At 51.5% G+C, this 20,693-nt stretch carries 25 protein-coding genes; 6 read left to right on the top strand and 19 right to left on the bottom strand.

Going from position 1 to position 20,693, the window contains the following annotated elements; genetic code table 11:
• Positions 1 to 53: 53 nt before the first annotated feature.
• Complete coding sequence (locus KNP74_RS05085) at positions 54 to 833, bottom strand: sulfite exporter TauE/SafE family protein (RefSeq protein WP_034776656.1); 780 nt, start codon at positions 831 to 833, stop codon at positions 54 to 56.
• Positions 834 to 875: 42 nt separating this feature from the next.
• Positions 876 to 1,232 carry a rhodanese-like domain-containing protein gene (locus KNP74_RS05080; RefSeq protein WP_034779784.1) on the bottom strand — a complete coding sequence of 119 codons (357 nt, stop codon included), beginning with the start codon at positions 1,230 to 1,232 and terminating at the stop codon, positions 876 to 878.
• A 128-nt stretch (positions 1,233 to 1,360) separates the two neighbouring features.
• On the opposite strand from KNP74_RS05080, the gene KNP74_RS05075 reads away from it, so the two are divergent.
• From KNP74_RS05075 to KNP74_RS05065, 3 genes are all read left to right on the top strand, one after another.
• Positions 1,361 to 1,657: a rhodanese-like domain-containing protein gene (locus KNP74_RS05075; RefSeq protein WP_029595926.1), complete on the top strand. Its 297-nt coding sequence runs from the start codon at positions 1,361 to 1,363 to the stop codon at positions 1,655 to 1,657.
• Between the two features lie 69 nt (positions 1,658 to 1,726).
• Positions 1,727 to 3,127, top strand: a complete 1,401-nt coding sequence (locus KNP74_RS05070) for an MBL fold metallo-hydrolase (RefSeq protein WP_034776653.1) — start codon at positions 1,727 to 1,729, stop codon at positions 3,125 to 3,127.
• 63 nt (positions 3,128 to 3,190) lie between these two features.
• The gene (locus tag KNP74_RS05065; protein ID WP_214763707.1) at positions 3,191 to 4,312 is read left to right on the top strand and encodes a redoxin family protein; all 1,122 of its coding nucleotides are present in this window, start codon (positions 3,191 to 3,193) and stop codon (positions 4,310 to 4,312) included.
• 22 nt (positions 4,313 to 4,334) lie between these two features.
• Here KNP74_RS05065 and nfsA read toward each other — a convergent pair whose 3' ends face one another.
• From nfsA to KNP74_RS05050, 3 genes are all read right to left on the bottom strand, one after another.
• Entirely contained in the window at positions 4,335 to 5,084 is a 750-nt protein-coding gene (gene nfsA, locus KNP74_RS05060) for an oxygen-insensitive NADPH nitroreductase (protein WP_214707950.1), read from the bottom strand.
• Between the two features lie 136 nt (positions 5,085 to 5,220).
• The gene (locus tag KNP74_RS05055; RefSeq protein ID WP_214763706.1) at positions 5,221 to 6,690 is read right to left on the bottom strand and encodes a catalase; all 1,470 of its coding nucleotides are present in this window, start codon (positions 6,688 to 6,690) and stop codon (positions 5,221 to 5,223) included.
• A 108-nt stretch (positions 6,691 to 6,798) separates the two neighbouring features.
• The gene (locus KNP74_RS05050) at positions 6,799 to 7,380 is read right to left on the bottom strand and encodes a DUF2238 domain-containing protein (RefSeq protein WP_214763705.1); all 582 of its coding nucleotides are present in this window, start codon (positions 7,378 to 7,380) and stop codon (positions 6,799 to 6,801) included.
• Between the two features lie 154 nt (positions 7,381 to 7,534).
• Here KNP74_RS05050 and KNP74_RS05045 point away from each other — a divergent pair, with 154 nt between their 5' ends.
• Together KNP74_RS05045 and KNP74_RS05040 are read left to right on the top strand one after the other, a co-directional pair.
• A complete protein-coding gene (locus KNP74_RS05045) occupies positions 7,535 to 7,948 on the top strand; it encodes a VOC family protein (RefSeq protein WP_214707944.1) in 414 nt (137 codons plus the stop codon).
• A gap of 218 nt (positions 7,949 to 8,166) precedes the next feature.
• Positions 8,167 to 8,715 carry a GrpB family protein gene (locus tag KNP74_RS05040; protein WP_214763704.1) on the top strand — a complete coding sequence of 183 codons (549 nt, stop codon included), beginning with the start codon at positions 8,167 to 8,169 and terminating at the stop codon, positions 8,713 to 8,715.
• A gap of 153 nt (positions 8,716 to 8,868) precedes the next feature.
• Here KNP74_RS05040 and KNP74_RS05035 read toward each other — a convergent pair whose 3' ends face one another.
• From KNP74_RS05035 to KNP74_RS04985, 11 genes are all read right to left on the bottom strand, one after another.
• Positions 8,869 to 9,594 (bottom strand): class I SAM-dependent DNA methyltransferase, encoded by a 726-nt coding sequence (locus KNP74_RS05035; RefSeq protein ID WP_034776641.1) that lies wholly within the window; start codon positions 9,592 to 9,594, stop codon positions 8,869 to 8,871.
• On the bottom strand, positions 9,594 to 9,941 hold the full coding sequence (rsfS, locus tag KNP74_RS05030) for a ribosome silencing factor (RefSeq protein WP_034776639.1): 348 nt from the start codon (positions 9,939 to 9,941) through the stop codon (positions 9,594 to 9,596). The genes KNP74_RS05035 and rsfS overlap by 1 nt, the downstream gene beginning before the upstream one ends.
• Positions 9,942 to 9,951: 10 nt before the next feature.
• Complete coding sequence (yqeK, locus tag KNP74_RS05025) at positions 9,952 to 10,509, bottom strand: bis(5'-nucleosyl)-tetraphosphatase (symmetrical) YqeK (protein WP_214707941.1); 558 nt, start codon at positions 10,507 to 10,509, stop codon at positions 9,952 to 9,954.
• Entirely contained in the window at positions 10,499 to 11,068 is a 570-nt protein-coding gene (locus KNP74_RS05020) for a nicotinate-nucleotide adenylyltransferase (protein ID WP_138859847.1), read from the bottom strand. The genes yqeK and KNP74_RS05020 overlap by 11 nt, the downstream gene beginning before the upstream one ends.
• Complete coding sequence (yhbY, locus tag KNP74_RS05015; protein ID WP_034776635.1) at positions 11,065 to 11,361, bottom strand: ribosome assembly RNA-binding protein YhbY; 297 nt, start codon at positions 11,359 to 11,361, stop codon at positions 11,065 to 11,067. Before yhbY ends, KNP74_RS05020 begins: the two co-directional genes overlap by 4 nt.
• Positions 11,362 to 11,366: 5 nt before the next feature.
• Complete coding sequence (gene aroE / locus KNP74_RS05010; RefSeq protein WP_214763701.1) at positions 11,367 to 12,152, bottom strand: shikimate dehydrogenase; 786 nt, start codon at positions 12,150 to 12,152, stop codon at positions 11,367 to 11,369.
• A complete protein-coding gene (yqeH, locus tag KNP74_RS05005) occupies positions 12,149 to 13,261 on the bottom strand; it encodes a ribosome biogenesis GTPase YqeH (protein WP_214764016.1) in 1,113 nt (370 codons plus the stop codon). The genes aroE and yqeH overlap by 4 nt, the downstream gene beginning before the upstream one ends.
• A gap of 134 nt (positions 13,262 to 13,395) precedes the next feature.
• Complete coding sequence (locus tag KNP74_RS05000) at positions 13,396 to 14,022, bottom strand: YqeG family HAD IIIA-type phosphatase (RefSeq protein WP_034776630.1); 627 nt, start codon at positions 14,020 to 14,022, stop codon at positions 13,396 to 13,398.
• Positions 14,023 to 14,149: 127 nt separating this feature from the next.
• Positions 14,150 to 14,932 carry a phosphatidylserine decarboxylase gene (locus KNP74_RS04995; protein ID WP_214763700.1) on the bottom strand — a complete coding sequence of 261 codons (783 nt, stop codon included), beginning with the start codon at positions 14,930 to 14,932 and terminating at the stop codon, positions 14,150 to 14,152.
• The gene (locus KNP74_RS04990; protein ID WP_034776627.1) at positions 14,929 to 15,348 is read right to left on the bottom strand and encodes a thioredoxin family protein; all 420 of its coding nucleotides are present in this window, start codon (positions 15,346 to 15,348) and stop codon (positions 14,929 to 14,931) included. Before KNP74_RS04990 ends, KNP74_RS04995 begins: the two co-directional genes overlap by 4 nt.
• Positions 15,349 to 15,415: 67 nt before the next feature.
• Complete coding sequence (locus KNP74_RS04985; RefSeq protein ID WP_034776626.1) at positions 15,416 to 15,610, bottom strand: YjzD family protein; 195 nt, start codon at positions 15,608 to 15,610, stop codon at positions 15,416 to 15,418.
• A gap of 165 nt (positions 15,611 to 15,775) precedes the next feature.
• Between KNP74_RS04985 and KNP74_RS04980 the strand changes: the two genes are divergently transcribed.
• On the top strand, positions 15,776 to 16,588 hold the full coding sequence (locus KNP74_RS04980) for a Cof-type HAD-IIB family hydrolase (RefSeq protein ID WP_214763698.1): 813 nt from the start codon (positions 15,776 to 15,778) through the stop codon (positions 16,586 to 16,588).
• A gap of 45 nt (positions 16,589 to 16,633) precedes the next feature.
• On the opposite strand, the gene KNP74_RS04975 is transcribed toward KNP74_RS04980, so the two are convergent.
• From KNP74_RS04975 to KNP74_RS04965, 3 genes are all read right to left on the bottom strand, one after another.
• Positions 16,634 to 17,305, bottom strand: coding sequence for a 5'-methylthioadenosine/S-adenosylhomocysteine nucleosidase family protein (locus KNP74_RS04975; RefSeq protein ID WP_214763696.1), 672 nt, complete (start codon positions 17,303 to 17,305; stop codon positions 16,634 to 16,636).
• A 73-nt stretch (positions 17,306 to 17,378) separates the two neighbouring features.
• Positions 17,379 to 18,227 carry a YitT family protein gene (locus KNP74_RS04970; protein ID WP_034776620.1) on the bottom strand — a complete coding sequence of 283 codons (849 nt, stop codon included), beginning with the start codon at positions 18,225 to 18,227 and terminating at the stop codon, positions 17,379 to 17,381.
• A gap of 146 nt (positions 18,228 to 18,373) precedes the next feature.
• On the bottom strand, positions 18,374 to 20,671 hold the full coding sequence (locus tag KNP74_RS04965) for a glycoside hydrolase family 65 protein (RefSeq protein WP_214763695.1): 2,298 nt from the start codon (positions 20,669 to 20,671) through the stop codon (positions 18,374 to 18,376).
• Positions 20,672 to 20,693 lie beyond the last annotated feature (22 nt).

Below are 20,693 nucleotides of genomic sequence, written 5' to 3'. Positions count from 1 at the left end.
TACACAAAAAAAGGCTACCAAGTCGCCTCAGTAGCCATTTAACATTGATTCGCTTAACCGATAATGTCCATCCAAATTTTTACTGTACTCGCTAAAATCAGTAACGCCAAAATCATTTGAAGTGACTTCGTCTTCATGTTCTTACCGACGTTTGCGCCGAGCGGTGCCGCAATCAAACTCGCGATGATCATGATGACGGCAGGTTCCCACACGATTTGATCGGTGATGATTTTCCCCGCTGTCGAGCCGATTGACGAGATGAACGTGATGGCAAGCGAACTCGCGATCGCCATCTTCGTCGGAATCCGGAGCACGACGAGCATGATCGGCATCAAGATGAACGCTCCTGCTGCCCCGACGATTCCTGCTGCCACCCCGACGATGAACGCCGAGCTCGATGCAATCACTTTATTGAATGTGACTTGGTCGAGCGGAACATCCTCGACATTCTTTTTCGGTAAGAACATCATGATTGTCGCAATGGTCGCGAGCACGGCATAAACGACGTTAATCAAGTTCTCAGACAATAGCGTCGAGCCGTAGCCACCGATGAAACTCCCGATCAAGACGGCGACACCCATATACAAGATGAGCTGTTTGTTCAAATAACCGCCCTTCCGGTATGCGTAAATTCCGCCGATCGTCGCGAAGAAGACTTGAATCGCGCTGATCCCCGATACTTCATGGGCGCTGAACGCCGCGAAGCCGAGGAGCGGTGGAATATACAACAACATCGGATATTTAATAATCGATCCGCCAATTCCGACCATCCCTGAAATGAACGACCCGATAAAGCCGATCAAAAAGATGGTGATGATAAATCCAAATTCCATATCAATTCCTCCCATTCCCTACCCTATATAATAAGTAAGTTTTTATTTTTGTTCCCAGGCAATCATGCCGCCCGAGACATCATAAATTTCAGTGTAGCCACGTTCTTTCAACAGTTGTGCCGCTTGGGCACTTCGATTTCCGCTCCGGCAGATGACATAGATCGGTTCATCTTTCGGATAAGGCAATTCGGTTTCATTTAATGAAGAAAGTGGTGCGTTCACCGCTCCTTCGATATGCCCCCCCTCGTATTCGTCCACTTCTCGGACGTCTAACAAGGTTATTTCTTCGTTTTCCAATCTGTTTTGTAGTGTTTCCACGTCGATTTTTGTGATTCCAGTCTCTTTGGACGTGAAAAGGACGATTCCGATCGTCACCAGCACCAAAATCGATAAAATCATCATGAATTTCTTCAATTTTCGACCTCCGATTCTTTTTCTTGCATTCAGTATACCTCAGGGGGTATATTGAAAACAACGAAAGAAACTCACTTCAAAAATTCTACAATCACAAAGGAGATCAATGACTCATGAAAACCATTTCGACAACTGAACTAGAAACACTGCTTCAATCTGACGAGACACTCAACTTGATTGATGTTCGGGAGACAGACGAATTTGCAGGTGGCCACATCAAGCAAGCGAAAAACGTGCCACTCTCTGAATTCGGTGCGAAAGTCGATGAGCTCGATCGTTCGAAACCGATTCACGTCATCTGTGCAGCAGGCGGACGAAGCATGAACGCTTCGGCTTACCTTGATTCACTCGGCTTCGATGTCATCAACGTCGATGGCGGCATGATGAGCTGGACGGGCGAAACAGTCTAACAATCTTCTATATATATATTTCAAAAACGACAATCGTTTACAGTCAACTATTCTTAGGGGGTATTTCACATGTTATTACGTTATTTCTATGATCAAAAATTAGCACAAGCATCTTATATGGTCGGTTGCCAAATGACCGGCGAGGCCGTCGTCATCGACCCGGCCCGTAACATCACACCTTATCTTCAGGAAGCTGAAAAAGAAGGCATGAAGATCGTCGCGACGGCTGAGACTCACATCCACGCCGACTTCGTCTCAGGTTCACTCGAGCTTGCGAAACGTACCGGTTCAACGGCTTATCTATCAGACGAAGGCGACGCGTCATGGAAATATGCATTCGCGAAAGACATCGACTCAAAACTTGTCAAAGATGGCGACACGTTCAAAGTCGGTAACGTCACACTCGAAGTTATGCATACACCAGGTCACACGCCAGAACATATCTCGTTCTTGCTCTACGACCGGAACCAAACACAACCAATGGGTATCTTCACAGGCGACTTCGTCTTCGTCGGCGATATCGGTCGTCCTGACTTGCTCGAAGAAGCAGCCGGTGTAAAAGGAACGACAGCAATCGGTGCCGAGCAAATGTTCGACTCGCTCAAGAAGTTCAAAGATCTTCCTGACTTCGTTCAAGTTTGGCCGGGCCACGGTGCCGGAAGTGCCTGCGGGAAAGCGCTCGGCGCCATCCCGACATCGACGGTCGGTTACGAGAAAGCGACGAACTGGGCACTTCAGATGACAGACAAAGACGCGTTCATCAAAGAGTTGACGACGGACCAACCAGAACCGCCGAACTACTTCGCGATGATGAAAAAAGTGAACAAAGAAGGCATCCAAGTCACGAACGAAATCGCTCGCCCAGAAGTCGTCGGTTCGGACCGCCTCGATACGCTCGTCGAGGAAACACAAGTCGTCGATACGCGTAAAGGGGAAGAGTTCGCCAAAGGTCACGTCCCAGGCACAATCAACATCCCTTACAACACGAAGTTCGTCTCATGGGCCGGCTGGCTCGTCAACTTCGACAAAGACATCACGCTCATCGCGAGCGCGGAAGATGTCGATCAAGTACAGACGGACCTCCAATCAATCGGTCTCGACCGTCTCCGCTTCGTCGTCCCAGTCGAAGAACTCGGTCAAGAACTGTTGACGGAAACGTACACAGATGTGACAGCGGAACAAGCGATCGAGTCGGCAGAAAAAGGTGACGTTTTCGTCCTCGATGTCCGAAATGCGACAGAATGGAACGCGAGCCACTACGAGAAAGCCGAGCGCATCCTACTCGGTAAACTGGCACGCGACCATGAAGGTCTCCCGACAGATCAAACAATCGCCGTTCACTGTGCATCTGGCGTCCGTTCACGAATGGCCGCGAGTGTGCTTCAATCACTCGGCTACAAGGATATCCAAAACATCCTCGGTGGCTATGGCGCGATGAAGACTGTCCTCAATGCAGAACAAATCGGCTAATGCTATACTACAAACAAAGAAAGCGCCCACTCGTTTGGGCGCTTTTTCTCTAGGAGGGATTCTGTGATTGCCATCGGTCCATTGAACGTTCGACTCGATTTGCTGGCTATGATGGCCAGCCTACTTATTCTCTACATCGGCTTTAAAAAAATCGGCTTGTCGGAAAAAGAACGCGACGCCGTCCTCGGCACCTGGTTCGCCGGCTTTCTCGCATGGAAAGGAAGTGCGATCGTCCTCGGTCTCGCGTCGACGGGAAGTTTGGCCTTATCCCTTTATGCGACCGGCGGCACGTGGTCACTCCTCATTGCCGCTGCCGTGATTGCTATTTTTGTATTCCGGCTCACGCCTAGCCTTCGTGGCTATTGGTTGTTCTCGGCCTTGGTCTTTTGGTTTGCGGTGACGCTCGTCGTCCCCAAATATGGGATGCTCCCACTGCTCTCATCTCCGCAACCGCTCCATATCTATATGGCCGGCCTAATCACCTTGCTGCTCGTCACGACATGGCGCTGGATGCAGAGTCCTACGCTCGGATTGTTACTCTGGACCGTGGTCGGTGCGTTCGCGATTTGGTCGGTCGGGTCGCTTGTGACCGATACATTCGAGTTGTGGTCGCTCATTCCGCTCTTTCTTCTCATCGCCGTCGCCACATATGTAGCACGGCCATCTCAAAAGGCGGTCCAATACGGACTCGGGCTCATCGTCGTGCTCGCCGTCATCAATGCGAGCTTACCGGACGAGACGCCACGGCTCGAGGCCGACTCGTCCCAGACCGGATTGAACATCGGCCAAGTCCCACCGAATTTTGAGTTGAAGCGAACCGATGGGACGCCGTTCAACTTGGAAGATTTACGCGGTGAGCGGGTCGTCGTCAACTTCTGGGCATCCTGGTGCCCTCCGTGCCGGGCAGAGATGCCGGATATGGCCAAGTTTGCCCGAGAACAAGACGATGTGACCATCGTCGCCGTCAATACGACGACGAGTGAACGGGACATCGAGGATGCGCGGACGTTCGTCGCCCCATATGAAGATGCGTTCAAGGTCGTCTATGACGAGGAAGGAATCGTCGGTAACGCCTACCGGATTCAAGCGATGCCGACAACATACGTCCTTGATGAAAATGGGGTCATCATTGCCAAGCAATTCGGCGCGATCGACCACGCCTGGCTCGATGCCGAGACAAACTAAAAACCGCCTCCCGGCGGTTTTTTCATTGCTTCAAATAGCCTTGCGTCTTCAAGAAGTCTTTCACGTCGAGCCGGGTTGGTTTCGACAACATCCGTCCCATTTGTCCGGTCCACGTATCGCTTCGTTGGTTCGACCCGCGGGCCGCGTAGTAGTCATGAATCGTCGCATCATACGCATCGAGTTCTTGTTTCAGTTGCTCGGTGTCGGCGACGTATGTGTTCTCGTGATAAATATGTTCGAGCGGGAGGCGCGGTTTCTGGTCTTCGACGTGCTCCGGGACACCGACGGCAAGTCCGAAGAGCGGCAATACCCGCTCCGGTAAACTGAGCAGTTCCTTCACAGCGAACATGTCATTGCGGATTCCGCCGATATAGCAAATGCCGAGGCCCATCGATTCAGCGGCCACGACCGCGTTTTGGGACGCGAGCGCGGCATCGATGACCGCGACGAGCAACTTCTCGTCCGTCTCGAGCGTCGCATTCACGTCTGCCTCCCGCAGTTCTCCAATCAACTCGTGTCGATACAAATCGGCGCAGAAGACGAAGAAGTGACCGTTGTCGATGACGTATTGCTGGTTACCGGCGATTTCGGCTAGCCTTGCTTTCTTCTCCGGGTCGGTCACCCCGATGATAGAATAGGCTTGGATGAAGCTCGACGTCGAAGCGCGCTGGGCACTCTCGACGATGAGTCGGATTTGTTCGTCGGTCAACGTCTCATTCGTGAATGAGCGGACGGAGCGATGATTCAATAGTGTGTCGATGACTTGGTTCATGTTTAACATCTCCCTTTTTTCTTATCTTGGCATATGGACGGGCTTGGGACAATTTTTGAGATTCGAACCACTTATCCTCCTAAGATAAAAAAAAACAAAAACAGAGATGCAGCTACGCATCTCTGTTGCGGACAAGTTATTCCGTCACTTGATTCAAGAATGGTGTGATATCGACGTTGAGTGCTTCCGAGAGACGCGCGCCGAGGTCGCGGTCGGCCCGGTAGAAGTTGCAAATCAAGAGCAGCACCGTATTCTCGTGGCGAACTTCTTTAATGTGTGCCACCAAGTTGTTCACGAGTGCCGTTTTCTCTTCTTCCGAGTAGCGACGGTACACTTCACCCGCTTGACCGAAGTCGTTCGTCTTCTCGATTTTTTGACGACCGGCTACGCCTGTGAGCGGTTGTTCCGTCTCGATATAAGCCGCGTCCGGTTTCGGTGCGTCCTCATAGCGGTTTGGTTCATAGTTGACCGGGCTCGTCTGTTGTTTGAACGGCATCGCCCCATCACGCTGATTGTTCGACACTTGTGCGAACGGGCAGTTGATTGGGAGCTGCAAGTAGTTTGCCCCGATGCGGTAACGTTGCGTGTCCGAATACGAGAACAAGCGGCCTTGGAGCATCTTGTCTTCAGACGGTTGAATTCCAGGAACGAGCACACCCGGGTTGAAACCGACCGACTCTGTCTCGGCGAAGAAGTTGTCGACGTTCTTGTTGAGTGTCATCGTACCGACAAGTTGATACGGGATGACGTCTTCGAACCAATCTTTCGTCGCGTCGAGCGGATCGAAGTCAAAGTTGTCCATATCGGCCGGGTCGAGGATTTGGACGTAAAGATCCCACTCCGGGAAGTCGCCTTCCTCGATGGCGTTGAACAAGTCGCGTGTCGCATGGTTGAAGTCTTCGGCCTGCACTTTCGCCGCTTCTTCCATCGACAAGTTTTTAATACCTTGTTTCGGGACCCAACGGAGTTTTATGTACACCGTGTTTCCGTATTCGTTGACCCATTTGAATGAGTGGACCGATGAGCCGCGCATATGACGGTATGACGCTGGAATTCCTTCATCGCTGAACAAGTGGATGAGCATGCTCGTCGATTCCGGCGTGAGCGACATGAAGTCGAAGAAACGGTCCGGGTCTTGCAGGTTCGTCCGCGGGTCCGGTTTGAGTGAGTGGATTACATCCGGGAATTTGATGGCGTCACGGATAAAGAAGACCGGCAAGTTGTTTCCGACGAAGTCGTAGTTCCCTTCTTCCGTGTAAAACTTGACCGAGAATCCACGTGGGTCACGAAGCGTCTCTGGTGAGCCGAGACCATGAATGACGGTCGAGAAGCGAGCAAAGATTGGTGTCTCTTGTCCCTCTTCCTGCAAAAATTTGGCTTTTGTATATCGTTTCATGCTATTTTTAACTTTGAAGACACCGTGGGCTCCGGCGCCACGGGCATGAACGACCCGTTCCGGTACGCGCTCACGGTCAAAGTGGGCGAGTTTCTCAATTAGCTGATAATCTTCGAGAAGTGTCGGGCCGCGACGACCCGCTGTGATGGAGTTGGCGTTATCCCCGATTGGGACGCCTTGGTTAGTAGTTAGATGACGGTGTTGATCCATTAATATTGCCTCCTCTTAATAATCATTATTATAAGATTAATAATATTAAAAGATAATAATTATTACAAATAAAACGCTCGATGGACTCGAGCGTTTTTGAAATCGCTTTCAATTTTTATGTTTGTTACGTTGTTCTTTCCGATGGATTTCGGTCACAAGGAGAGCCGCAATGATACCTCCGAGTGATCCCGCGACGATGTCGACCATCGTGTCATCATTCCCGTTCCCTTGCATCGTCGTGTTCAACACCAAGTCCGATGTGAATTCATACATTTCCCAAAGCGCTGCCCCGGCCATTGCGAAAACAACGATATAGATGAAGACGAACCGCTTCGGCATCTCGAGCCGGATGTCCTCATCAAGTCGACTTAAGAAATCGAAGCCGAGAAACGCCAAGAACACGCCGCTCAACACGTGAAGAAACGTGTCCCACCAACCGTTCGAATACAATCCGACGATCGACCCCAAGTACTGCGACGCAAACAAGAATAAGATATAGGCGACTTTCATTTTAGCGTCGAACTCAGTTTTGAACGTCTTCTCGAGGATGAACGGAATCAAACCCGACACGATCCCCGCCCCGGCGACGCTCGCGTCAAACCACTCTCCTTCGATGATCGACGTGACGAGTATGACCGCCATGAACAACACGAACCCGGATTCCAATAGACGTCCTCGTGTCAGTTTCATCTCCTTACGCCTTCTTTCGTAAGAATGTCTCACCTACTCCATTCCCGTTTCAGCGACCGTTTCAACAACCTTGTCCGAAAATTCGTGCTTTTGTCGGATTCTTCCATCACCCGTTTGTCTCATACTGAAAGAAAAGATTCGAGGAGGAACACTCATGACGATCAACCCTTATCTCAATTTCAATGGCGACTGTCGCGACGCCGTCCTGTTTTATGCCGACGTCTTCGCCGAGCCCGCCCCGGATATCATGACGTTCGGTGCCCAGCCTGGACCGGACGGTGAACCTGTACCGGACGAGCTGGCCGACCTCGTCCTCCATGCCCGTCTGAGCGTCCATGGTACATCGCTCATGTTTTCGGACGCTATGCCGGACGGTCCGGTCACGTTCGGGCAGAACATCACACTCGCCGTCGTCACAGATGACCTCCACGCCATCCGTCGAGAATTCGAGGCTTTATCTGCCGGTGGCCGTGTCCTTATGCCGCTCCAAGAGACGTTCTGGAGCAAGGCGTATGGCATGGTCGAAGACCGTTTCGGTGTCCAATGGCAATTCAGTCACGAGGCTTGACCATGACAAAGACCCCATGCTACTTGCGATGGGGTCTTTCGACTCTTTTTATGATTAGCATTATGACGGGGCCATGAATCAACATTGAATTACTTGTGAACGGAGAAACAAGGCTGTAAGCAAAATGAGATAAAAATTATCTGTTTCTCTATATCGCGTTTAAAAATGAGATTCTGGGTATAAAGTGAAAAAAACTTTCAGGGAGATGGGATAAACTCATGAAAGAAGACAAACACGAACACTCAAATATTCCAATTTGGGCTTATGAGACTATTGAAATAGAAGATTCTAACGTGCAGTGGGCACGGTTAGGTCTACAAGAAACAAGAGAGTTGTTCGACTTACTTTCAAAGTTTGACATCAAGGAAGCAGAACACATAGGTAGTACGGCCGTTCCTGGTCTACCCGCAAAACCTATTATAGATGTGATGATTAGTATCGAATCGTTTGAAAAAATCCACGATATTGTTGATACATTAACGTTGCATGATTGGCACTATGTACCACCTGAACTAGATGGACAAGCCTGGCGGAGATTTTTTGTGAAAGTAAAAAATGATAAGCGAGTTGCTCATTTACACATCATGAAAGTGGCAGAAGATCGTTGGGGAAAACAGATTGAGTTTCGAGATAAATTACGAGACAATCCTTCGCTTGTAAAAGAGTACGGGCTTCTTAAAAGGCATTTAGCAAAAGAATTTCGTAATGACCGAGAAAAGTATACTCAAGCTAAAGCTGCCTTTATAAGTCAAGTATTAAACACCTGACTTGGAGGCACGGAAACACGAATTGGGCAAACATGACTGCAACAATGCTTCACTTCGGGCAGAACCATCAATAAAAAAAGAATCAGACCGCATGTTGCGATTTGATTCGGTAACAGCTCGAGACCCCATCGCAAATCCGCGATGGGGTCTCGTTTATTTCTGGGCGACAAAAAAGATTCGTTCTGCGTTCGGGCCCGGGGCTTGGTCCGTGAAGTCAGCGGTGACCGATTTCACATGGAAGCCGGCCCCGATGAGCCACTGCATATATTGCCCCGGCTCGTACGTCCGTTGCTCGTGTGTCTCTTCAACACGCTCATACGTGCCATCTTCGAGGGCGACGAAGAACGTCAAATCGTGAACGACCGAGAGCGGTGCTTCGCCTGGGTCGGCGAACCAGATGTACGAGCAATCTTCTCCGTTCGAGGCATACGTCTTCTGATTGAAGAGCGTCTGCATCTTGTTCGGCGAATGTACATCGAAGATGAACATGCCACCCGGTTTCAATTGTTCGTACACCGCCTCGAACGTGTCGATGACGTCGGCCTCATCCTCGAGGTAGCAGAGCGAGTCACAAAGGATCGTCACGGCGTCGACCGGGTGTGGCAATTCAAGCTCCCGCATGTCCTGTTGCCAGAGCGGGAGCGTGATGCCTGCCTCGAGCGCCTTCTCTTGGGCGACTTCGAGCATCGACTCGGATAAATCGAGTCCGATCGTCTCGTAATGTTCCGCCAAGCGAATCGTCGCCGAGCCCGTCCCGCATCCGACGTCAGCAAGCGATGCACCGTCTTGGACGTGGCGACGCACGAAGGCGACCCAATCCTCGTACGGGGCATCTTTCATTAACTCATCGTAGACGTAGGCGAACCCTTCGTACGCCATTAGCCGACTTCCACTTCAACGTGTGGCGCATCTGCCCACAATTTTTCAAGGTTGTAGTAGTCGCGGTCATCGCGATGGAAGATGTGGACGACGACGTTTTCGAGGTCAGCGAGCACCCAACGTGCCGAGTCCATGCCTTCGAATTTGTGGAGCGGAAGCTCATGCTCGCCGGCCACGTCTTTGATTTCGCGTGCAATCGCTTGGACTTGCTTCTCTGAGTTACCGTGGCAGATGACGAAATAATCTGCGACCGGTGAGATGCCTTCCATGTCGAGGACGACGATATCTTCGGCACGCTTATCGTCAGCGGCCTTCACGATTAATTCTAATTCTTCTTTTACAGTCATACTGTACCTCCTAGGGTGTTTTCACAAAATGGTTATACGTCTCAATCGTCAGTGGAAAGATTCGCACCGACTTCTTCAATAAATAATCGATTGTCTGACGCAACGTCGCGACGACGGCCGCTTCGAGCGAACGGTCCGCGAGGTCACGCAACGTGTCGACGCCCGGATACGACCGGTTCGGTTCAATCGCGTCCGCGACGAATAAAATCTGGTCGAGGCGTGACATGCCAGGCTCTCCGGTCGTATGGTTCTTAATGGCCGATACAACGGCCGGGTCAAGGTCATACGCCCGGTCTAACAGAATCGCGCCGACCGGTGCATGCAGCAGTTCGTCATCGAACGCAAGCAAGCTCGGGTCAAGGTTTTCCTCGACCACGACTTGGCGCATCATATCGCTATCCAAATATTTCGCATAGTCATGCAACATCGCCGCGAGACGTGCTTGCTCCACATCGGCACCGTATAAACGGGCCAACCGATCTGCCGTCTCAACGACACCGAGCGTGTGGATATAGCGTTTCTCCGGTAATGTCGCCTCAATCAATGATTGTGCTTCCTCATACGTCATACAAGTTGCGCTCCTTGATATAAGTTTCGACATCGCGTGGGACGAGATATTTGATTGACTTGTCCCGTTTCGCCCGTTCCCGGATATCGGTCGATGAGATCTCGAGTTGCGGCATATCGATTGTGCGCACATCTGCCTGTCTCGGGATGCGATACCGGCTACCCGGACGCGCAACGGCCCCGAACGTGACGAGGGTCACGAGCGTGTCGTAATCGTACCACTTCTCGAGCGACTCGAGCGAGTCCGCCCCGATCAAGAAGAAAAACGTGTCATCTGGGTACATGTCCCGCAACCGTCTCATCGTCTCGACCGTGTAAGACGGTTCGTCGCGTTCAAACTCGATCAAGCTCAGCTTGAAATCGGCTTGGTCCGCGATCGCCCGTCGTGTCATCTCGATCCGATCCTCGGCCGGACTGAACCCCGCCTTGTGAGGCGGGATCGCCGCCGGTAGAAACCAGACCTCGTCGAGGGCGAGCTGTTCACGTGCCTGCTCGGCAATCAACAAATGACCGAGATGCGGCGGGTCGAACGTGCCTCCCATCAGGCCGATGCGGCTCATGGAAGTTTAATTTGGCGATTTTCTTTCTCGGTCGCCTGTTTGTACAAGACGATGACTTTTCCGATCACTTGAACGACTTCGGCTTTCGTGCCCTCAGCCAATTCACCGGCTACATCTTTCGGCGTATCGGCACAGTTTTGGAGCACTTGAACTTTCAAGAGCTCACGTTTTTCGAGCGCGTCGCTGATGTCTTTGCACATCGCTTCGCTGACTCCATTTTTCCCGACTTGGTAAATCGGTGAAAGGTGGTGTGCTTCAGCACGTAAAAAGCGTTTTTGTTTACCTGATAACATACTATTTATTCCTCCAATAAGCTTTCAATTAACTTCATTCCGACAAGTTGATCCGGTCTCACACCTGTCCAATATTCAAACGCCAAAGCGCCTTGTCCGACGAACATGGCAGTTCCGTTGACGATTTTCGCGTCATTTTTGGCGGCTTCCTTTAAAAACGGTGTGACGAGTGGACGATATATGATATCACAAACGACGGTGTTTTGTCGTAAACCTTTTAATGATCGAGGCGAATGGATACCATCCATCCCCACCGAAGTCGTCTGGATGATCACGTCATAGCATGAGGGATCAACGTCGGTGAGCGCCTGCGCTTCAATGCCGAACGCCTCCGCGAGACGCTCCGCTCGTTCCATCGTTCGGTTTGTGACCGTGACGGCTCGGGTCGGCAAGGCGCTGATAATCCCGCGCGCTGCCCCACCTGCCCCGATAACGAGCACACGTCCCGTCCAATCGGTATGACGGTCGAGTGCGGTGACTAGACCCACACCGTCCGTATTCGTCCCAATCAGCTTTCCTTCCCGTTTATAGACGGTGTTGACGGCACCGGCGGCTTCAGCCGCCTGATCAAGTTCGTCGAGATACGGGATGACCGCCTCTTTGTACGGAATCGTGACGTTAAAGCCGTCCCAGACGCCGTCCCTCATCGCTTGAAACAAGTCCCCGAGCTCGTCCGGGGCGACGTCGAGTGCCTCATAGCGCCCGAAAAGCCCAGACGCGCTCAGCCACTGCTCGTGCAGGACGGGAGAGAGCGAATGAGCAATCGGGTGACCGAGGACGGCCAGTCTCATACGAGCGCCTCACGCAATGTGACGGCCACTCCTTTTGGTGCCCATGCGGCGATGCGTCCACCTTTTCCGTGAATCGCAACCCAACCGAGTCCGCTGAAGACGATGTCGGTCTTGACGCCGTCACGGAGACTGAACTCGTGACGCACGAGCGGAGGCAACATTTGTAATGTCTTCTCGTTCGGCGGGTTGAGCATCTTACCGATATGGTTTTCGTATAGTTCATCTGCTTTGTCGAGCTTCGTCCGGTGTGTCTTCAACTCGTTTGACATGTAGACAACGAATGAGCGCTTGTTGCCTTCCATGTAGTCGAGACGGGCGAGTCCACCGAAGAAGAGCGTCTGTTGCGGGTTCAACTGGAACACGTGCGGCTTGATCTCTTTTTTCGGGGTGATCGTTTTCAAATCTTTCGCATCGACGTAATGCGCCATTTGGTGACGATTGATAATCCCTGGCGTGTCATAAAGGTTCGCATCATCATCGAGCGGGATATCGATCAAGTCGAGCGTCGTTCCCGGGAAATGACTGACCGTGATGATGGCCTCGTCCTCTGCCCCGAAACGCTTGATGATTTGGTTGATGAGCGTCGACTTCCCGACGTTCGTACAACCGACGACATAGACGTCCTTGCCTTTACGATAGTACTCAATTTTCTCTGCGAGCTCGTCGATGCCGTGCCCTTTTTTCGCACTAATTAAGTGCACATCGACCGGGTTCAAGCCGAGCTCTTTCGCTTCAGACTTCATCCAGTTGGCCATCCGGTTCGGGTTGACCGACTTCGGTAATAAGTCGACTTTGTTTCCGACCAAGAGGACCGGGTTCGTGCCAACTGAGCGTTGAAGCCCTGGCAACCAGCTACCGTTGAAGTCGAAAATATCGACGATTTTAATGACGAGCGCTTCTTTAGCACTGATGCCGTTCAAGATACGCAAGAAGTCGTCATCTGTCAATTCGACGTCTTGAATTTGATTGTAGTGCTTCAATTTGAAGCAGCGTTGGCAAATGACGATCTCGCGATCGAGTGCCGATTTTGGTGCATAACCGACACCGGTCGGGTCTTCCGTTTGAATGGCGACGCCGCAACCGGCGCAATAACGTTTTGTTTCTTCCATAATGTTGTCTGCTGTCATTTGAGTTGCCTCTTCTTCATTCACCGTAGCGCCTCGCCGCTACTCCTGAAGCGTTAATTCCGACGCCTTACGCGCCGTACATGGACAGCCTCCTTCTTCCTGTGCGTTCGAGGTCCTTATTCATCTTTTTTATGTGAATCTTCGGAACGAGAGTGCATCGCTTCACCGATTTTCTCAGCGACCGCCACTTTGGCGCGCTTCGCATCGACAGCGATTTCCTCAACTTTTTTCGTGATCAACACGTACTTCCCGCGACGTTTCATATGGGCGAACACGACTTTTTCAAGCATGCGATTGAACTTGGTGACGAGTCCGTCCGTCTTGACGACCGGTTGCACGTGGATGACGTGAATCCCGGCCATATTGGCGCCGAGCACGTCCGTGAACAATTGATCGCCTAAGAAGATGGCTTCTTTCGTCGAGTATCCATATTTTGCGAGCGCCTGTTTGAATCCAGACGGCAACGGCTTTTTCGCACGCGCCACATAGTGAAGGCCGAGCGGTTCCGTGAACGTACGTACGCGGTTCTCGTTGTTATTCGAGACGACGATGACATCGAGTCCGTGTGATTTCACTTTTTCAAGCCATAGCAAAAGAAGCTCCGGTGCGTGCGGGACGTCCCAGGCTACGAGTGTATTATCAAGGTCCGTCAAAATGACGCGGACCCCACGGTCTTTCAATTCTTCAAGGTCGATGTCAAAAACTGACGCGACGAACTGTTTCGGATAAAGTCGATTAAACACGTTTAAATTCCTCCAATTAGCTAAAGCGATTCAACTACTATACATGTAGTGATATCCCTTCTATGGTAAACGAAAACCGACCAAACGACTAGTGTATCGTTCGGTCGGCCTGAAAAAGTTTTAAAAATCAATCGTTTTGCATCGTACCGATGACTTCTCCGAGTCGTACCGGACCGATTTTTGCTGGGTCGATCGTGACGCGGTCTTTCTCAAAACAGAGGATGACGGTCGAACCGAACGAGAAGTATCCGACCTCTTCTCCTTTGGCAGCGCGGTCGCCGTCGAGCGTCCATTCGATCGTGTTGACGTTTAAGGCGCCGACCATGATATGTTCGTACAACCCGGCCGCCGTTTCAAAGCGTGTGACGCGGCGATAGTTTCGTGAGAGCGGACGAACCGTCTCCGTCAAGCCGATGTCATTGACCGGGGCCGAACGGTCACCGAGCTCGTAGTGGCTGAGCACCCGCCCGGCGAGCGGGACGTGGACGCGATGATAGTCGCGTGGGCTCAAGTAGAGGACACAGACCGTGCCGCCGGCGTAACGTCTCGCTTCTTGTTGCGACCCGAGCAGTTCGGCGAGCGTGTACGATTGTCCCTTCACTTCGAAGCGGCTATCGTCCGTGATATCGGCCACGATGGATAGTTTCCCGTCACATGGCGAGACGACCGAGTCCGGACTTGCATCGATCGGCCGGACCCCTTCTTTCAAATGACGTGTAAAAAAGGCGTGCAGGCTCGGATAAGCCTCGATCGGCTCCGCCGCTTCATCAAGATTGATTTGATACGTTTTCGCAAACGAAGGGATGAAGGACCGGCTCGCTGACGATTCAGCGAAGGCACGGAGTCGTTTGGCAATGACCGGGGTCGCGTTCAACTCAAACAAAGTCTGATACAAGCGGCTTTTGATCACTGTGCGCCCTCCTCGTTTTTAAAGAACGTCTCGTATTGTTGTTCAGAGACGGCACCTTCCACACGACCGACTTCTTTTCCATCTTGGAAACGAATCATTGTCGGTGTTCCGTTGATGCCGTAAGTCGTCCAGACGTTGTGGTCGGCCAAGTTGATCGACACGGCGTCATATTCTTCGATGAGTGGCTCGACGTACGGTTTGACTTGCTCACAGTATTCGCAACCAGTCTGCCAGAAGTAGACGACGACTTCCTCTTCTTCTGAAATCTTCGTCTCAAGCTCGTCCGGTGTGACAGCGTTGACGCCTGTCTCCTCGTTCGCATTGTTCAAGAAGAACAAGAGAGCGATCCCGACGATGATGATGACACCGATGATGGCGAACGTGATGAAGTTCGCCCGTTTGGCACTATTTTTCATATTCGATTCCTCCTAAATAATATAAAAAGAACTGACTCGGATATGAGCCAGCTTGGTTGTGGACGTCTTACTTCTCTTGGGCGACGTCGCTAATCCCCATATCTTGGTTAAGCGTGTCCAAGAGTACAATAAAAATCGTGATGACGACGCCAAAGAATGTCGCGAGCATCGCGTTGAACGACACGCCATCGACAGCAGAAATGATAAAGATTGCTGTATTCGAAAGCAAGATCGCCCAGAACAATGTGACTAAGTAACGCATCGATAGTCCCCTCCATCTCACAGATGATTCATGAAAAATTCATACGACCTTAGTATAGCATTGTTACCGTAAAATGTGCGACCTCGATTGTATATTCTTTCCGTCGAAACGGGAAATATGGTACGGTTTGAGAAATAAGCATCTCGTAGAAAAGAGGAACCCTTTATGTCACGTTATTTAATCGCAGTCGATTTAGATGGAACGTTGTTGCGCGACGACAAGACGATCAGTGAGCGCAACGTGCGCGCGCTTCAAGCGGCCCGTGAGGCCGGTCATGAAGTCATGATCGCGACCGGACGCCCACAACGCCATTCGATCATGTATTACGAAGAGCTCGGCTTGACGACACCGCTCATCAACTTTAACGGAGCGCTCGTCCATCACCCGAAAGATCCGTCATACAAAGTGACGCACCGGCCGATCCCCCTCAAGACGGCGCACGAGATTATCGAGGAAGTATCGGAAACGAAAGCGCACAACATCGTCGTTGAAGTGACCGACCACGTCTATTTCCATAAAGATCCGCAAGAGTTTTACAGCCCGTACGCCGAGCGCGCGCTCAGCGTCACGTCGGGCAACTTGCTCAAGCACTTGCAGGAAGAACCGACATCGCTCCTCATCCACGCGACGAAAGAGCACGTCGACAACGTCCGCGCTCGTTTGAATAAAGTCCACGCCGAGGCCGTCTTGAACCGCCAATGGCGCATGCCGGAGCACATGATTGAGGTCATGAGCCAGAACACGTCGAAAGCGCTCGGGTTGCGCGAAGTGTCGAAACATCTCGGCATCAACCGCAAAAACATCATCGCGTTCGGCGACGAGGAAAACGACCTCGAGATGCTCGACTACGTCGGCACCGGCGTCGCGATGGGCAACGCCATCAGCCAGTTGAAAGCCGTCGCGGATGAAGTGACCGCGTCGAACATGGAAGACGGCATCGCCATCTACCTCGAAGAACAGCTTGGCATCAAAGCATAATCCACACACCGACTGTTCCTGCAGTCGGTGTGTTTTGCGATTTGCCTACAGAAAGCGCATCAAATAGTCGTCAAAAATCTTGGTCATGACTTTCGGGGTGTTCGCGATGTACACATTGATTTGCTCCGCGTTCGAGTCATACGGGTCCGCGTCGCGTTTATCCGTCGGGAAGTCAGAGATGCCTTTGATGATGATACACTCGACGTCATTTTTCTTGCAGATATAGGCGATCGCGCCTGCTTCCGTATCCGCGATGGTGATGTCGTGTCCTTTCAGTTCCAGGTAGTCGTTCCACATCACGACCGCTCTATCGGCCGTCGCAATGGTACCCGTCAAAAAATCGTCCCCGTAGTTCGCTAGTTCAATGTCGACGATGAACGATTGCTTGATCAGCGGCTCTACTTCTTTGACCGTGCAATCGTATTGAACAGCGCGATGAGGGATGAGGATATCCAACTGGTTGAACGTATCGTCGATTCCGGCGCACGTGCCAGCCACAATCACTTTCGTTAAATTGAAGCGAGACATCATATATTGATTAGCACCGACCCCGTTCGCTTTCCGCACACCGGTGCTGTAGAAAACGAGTTCGACATCATTAAGCGCCCTCTTGAAGTACTCGCCATAGGGATAACTGAACCGCTCATCCACTTTGACGTCATAATGCTCCAATGTCGCTTCATATTCCCACTTCGTCGCAATACTGACTCCAATCATCACACGTCCACCCCATCTCTTTTTATTCCTATCTATAGAATAACCCCCGCTGAGCGTTCAGCGGGGGTTCATTTCAGCGTCGGAACGCACCTTCGACATTTTCAGTCGGAACCATGTTGATGAAGACGCTTGGATCGGCGTCTTTACAGATTCGCGTGATTTCACGCACTTCGTGGCGCTGGGCGACCATCATGAGCGTCGCTTTCTCGACTTTCGAATACGTACCGATTGCCGGCATGAGCGTGATGCCGCGGAAAACATGCTGATGCAGTTCTTTCGTCACTTCGTCCGGATGACTCGTGACGATGAAGAGCGTCTGGCGCTGCGTGTTCGTATAAATTTCGTCGATGACTTTCGACGTGACGTATAAGAAGACGATCGTATAAAGCGCGGTCGGCCAACCGAACAACGCACCGGCCCAAAGCGCGATCATCATGTTCATGAGGAACAGATAGACGCCGACCGAATTGTTCGTGAACTTCGCCAAGATGAGGGCGACGATATCAAATCCACCGGTCGAGGCACCGAAGCGAATCGTAATCCCCGAACCGATGGCGAGCAAAACCCCGCCGAACACAGCGTTCAAAAGCGGGTCGTCCGAAATGATTGACGACTGCGGAAGCACGCGAATAAACACGGTAACTGCCGCAACACTGATCAACGTATGAATCATCATGTTCTTGCCGAGCATGAAGTAGCTGACGATCAAGAGCGGCACGTTCAAGACGAAGAACCAAATCCCTTCTCCGAGCTCAAACGGTGTCCCCGCAAACAGTTTCGTAAAGATTTGGGCGAGCCCTGTAAATCCGGTCGAGTATACCCCCGCCGGGATTAAGAATAATGTCATAGATAATGCAACGAACACTCCCCCGATAATCGAAACGATCCCGATGCGTGCGTGTTCTTTAACGGCTTCCGTCAAGTTTTGTCTCCCCTTTCAAAAATGGCTAAGAATCAAGATAACATAGTTTTCTAGTGCTGCCTACCATAAAAATAATGGGATGTGTTCGCGCTTCTCATAAAAAAAACAAGCCGGCCGAGGCCGACTTGTTGAGCTGATGCGTTTGGTCACGCTTTCACTGTCTCGATGGTCACCGCATCGTTTGCCGGGACCGTGACGACGTTTCCGTAGACACGGATCGATACGTCCGTACCGCCCGTCTGTTTGATTGTCACTTGTTCACGCGTCGACGTGACCGTCAAGTGATGACCGCGCCAGAGCATGTTGAACGAGTACCCGTTCCAGCCCTTAGGAATCATCGGGCTGAACGTGAGCTCCGACTCGAGGGCGCGCATGCCTGCGAAACCGTGAACGATCGACATCCATGAACCGACCATTGATGTGATGTGAAGCCCGTCTTCTGTATCGTTGTTATAGTTATCGAGATCGAGTCGTGCCGAACGTTGGTACAACTCGACCGCCTTGTCTTCGTAACCGACTTCGGCCGCAATGATTGAGTAGACGCAAGGCGACAAGCTCGACTCGTGGACCGTACGCGGCTCATAAAAGTCGAAGTTGGCCCGCTTCTGTTCGACCGTGAAGCGGTCGCTGAACGTATAGAGCCCTTGGAGTACGTCCGCTTGTTTGATGAAGTTCGAGCGGAGGATGCGGTCCCACGACCAGTTTTGGTTGAGCGGCAAGTGTTTCGGATCAAGGTCTTTCACCAAAATCTGTTCTTTATCCATGAAGCCGTCCTGTTGCATGAACACGTCTGGGACGAGGTCATCTTTCGGATAGTACATCTTCGTTTGGATATCGTTCCACTTCGCGAGTTCTTCGTCTGAAAGACCGAGCATCGCGACAAGTTCTTCAAGGCGCGCTGGCTCTGCTTCTTTCAAATAGTTGTACACTTCTTGCGTGTACTCGAGCGTCCACGCGGCAATCAAGTTCGTATACCAGTTGTTGTTGACGTTGTTGTCGTATTCGTTCGGACCTGTGACGCCTAGGATCATATACACGTCTTTGTGCGGGACAAAGTTGACGCGGCTCGCCCAGTAACGCGAGATCTCGACCAATACTTCAAGTCCGTATTGACCTAGGTATGACTTGTCGCCCGTGAAGTTCGTATAGTTGAAGATGGCGTGGGCGATCGCACCGTTCCGGTGAATCTCTTCATGCGTGATTTCCCACTCGTTGTGGCACTCTTCGCCGTTCATCGTCACCATCGGATAGAGGGCGCCTTCCATGCCGACGTTCTTGACCGAGTTCTCTTTTGCTTGCGGCAATTGGTTGTGACGATATTTGAGCAAGTTCCATGAGACTTCCGGTTTCGTCGTTGCCAAGTAGAAGTGGAGGCAATATGCTTCCGTATCCCAGTATGTGGCACCGCCGTATTTCTCACCGGTGAACCCTTTCGGTCCGATGTTGAGGCGCGAGTCTTCACCTGTGTACGTTTGATACATGTTGAAGATGTTGAAGCGGATGCCTTGTTGCGCTTCGGCGTCCCCATCGATGCGGACGTCGGCATCTTCCCAACGAGCGAGCCATGCTTCTGTCTGCTCGGCGAGAAGCGTTTCAAAGCCTTTCTCAAACGCCATCTCAACGCGTTGCATTCCCGTCGACTGCAATTCCTCGACTTCGTAGTCACGGTTCGTGACGACCGAGACGTATTTGTACGCTGTCGCCGTCTCGCCAGCTGCCGCCGTGACTGTGAATTTGTTGGCGACGTAAAGATCAGTCGCTTCGAGCACTTCACAACGGGCTCCTTCGACGTCTGCGATCATCGAGGCCGTGATGTGCCAGTCGAGCTTCTTCGTTTTCGTTGTCACGAATCCGAAACGTTCTTCAACACCATGCTCGACCGGTAACCAGAACTTCTCATCATAGTTCGAATCCTCATTGACGACATCGCCGTCCAAGTAAGGTGTGAATTCAACTTTCGCTTCGTAGTTCACCGGAGTGACGTTGTAACGGATTGCCAAAATCTCTTTATCGACAATTGAGAAGAAACGGACGACTTCGACGTTCGTCTCTTCCGTTCCGTTCACGAGCGTGAACGTCCGTGTGAGGACGCCGCGTTGCATATCAAGTTCACGCGTGAAGTCTTTCACTTCCCACTTCGCCAAGTCGACCGGCGTCCCGTTAATGGCGACACGAAGCCCAACGACGTTCGTCGCGTTCAATACTTTTGCGAAGTACTCCGGATAACCGTTCTTCCACCAACCGACACGTGTCTTATCTGGGTAATAAATACCGGCCACATAGAAGCCTTGGTGTGTATCGTTTGAATAATCTTCTTCAAAGTTGCCACGCATCCCCATATGTCCATTTCCGAGCGAGGTAATTGATTCCGCCAGGCGATTTTCTTCCGGATGTAGGCCTTTTTCCGTTACTTTCCATTCGTCGACTGCAAACAATCGTTTCATCTGTCTGCCACTCCTTTTTCTC

The sequence above is a fragment of the Exiguobacterium sp. s141 genome (assembly GCF_018618085.1).
GTDB lineage: Bacteria > Bacillota > Bacilli > Exiguobacteriales > Exiguobacteriaceae > Exiguobacterium > Exiguobacterium mexicanum_A.
The sequence above is the reverse complement of the archived record's forward strand: the minus strand, read 5'-3'. Positions and strand labels throughout refer to the sequence as shown.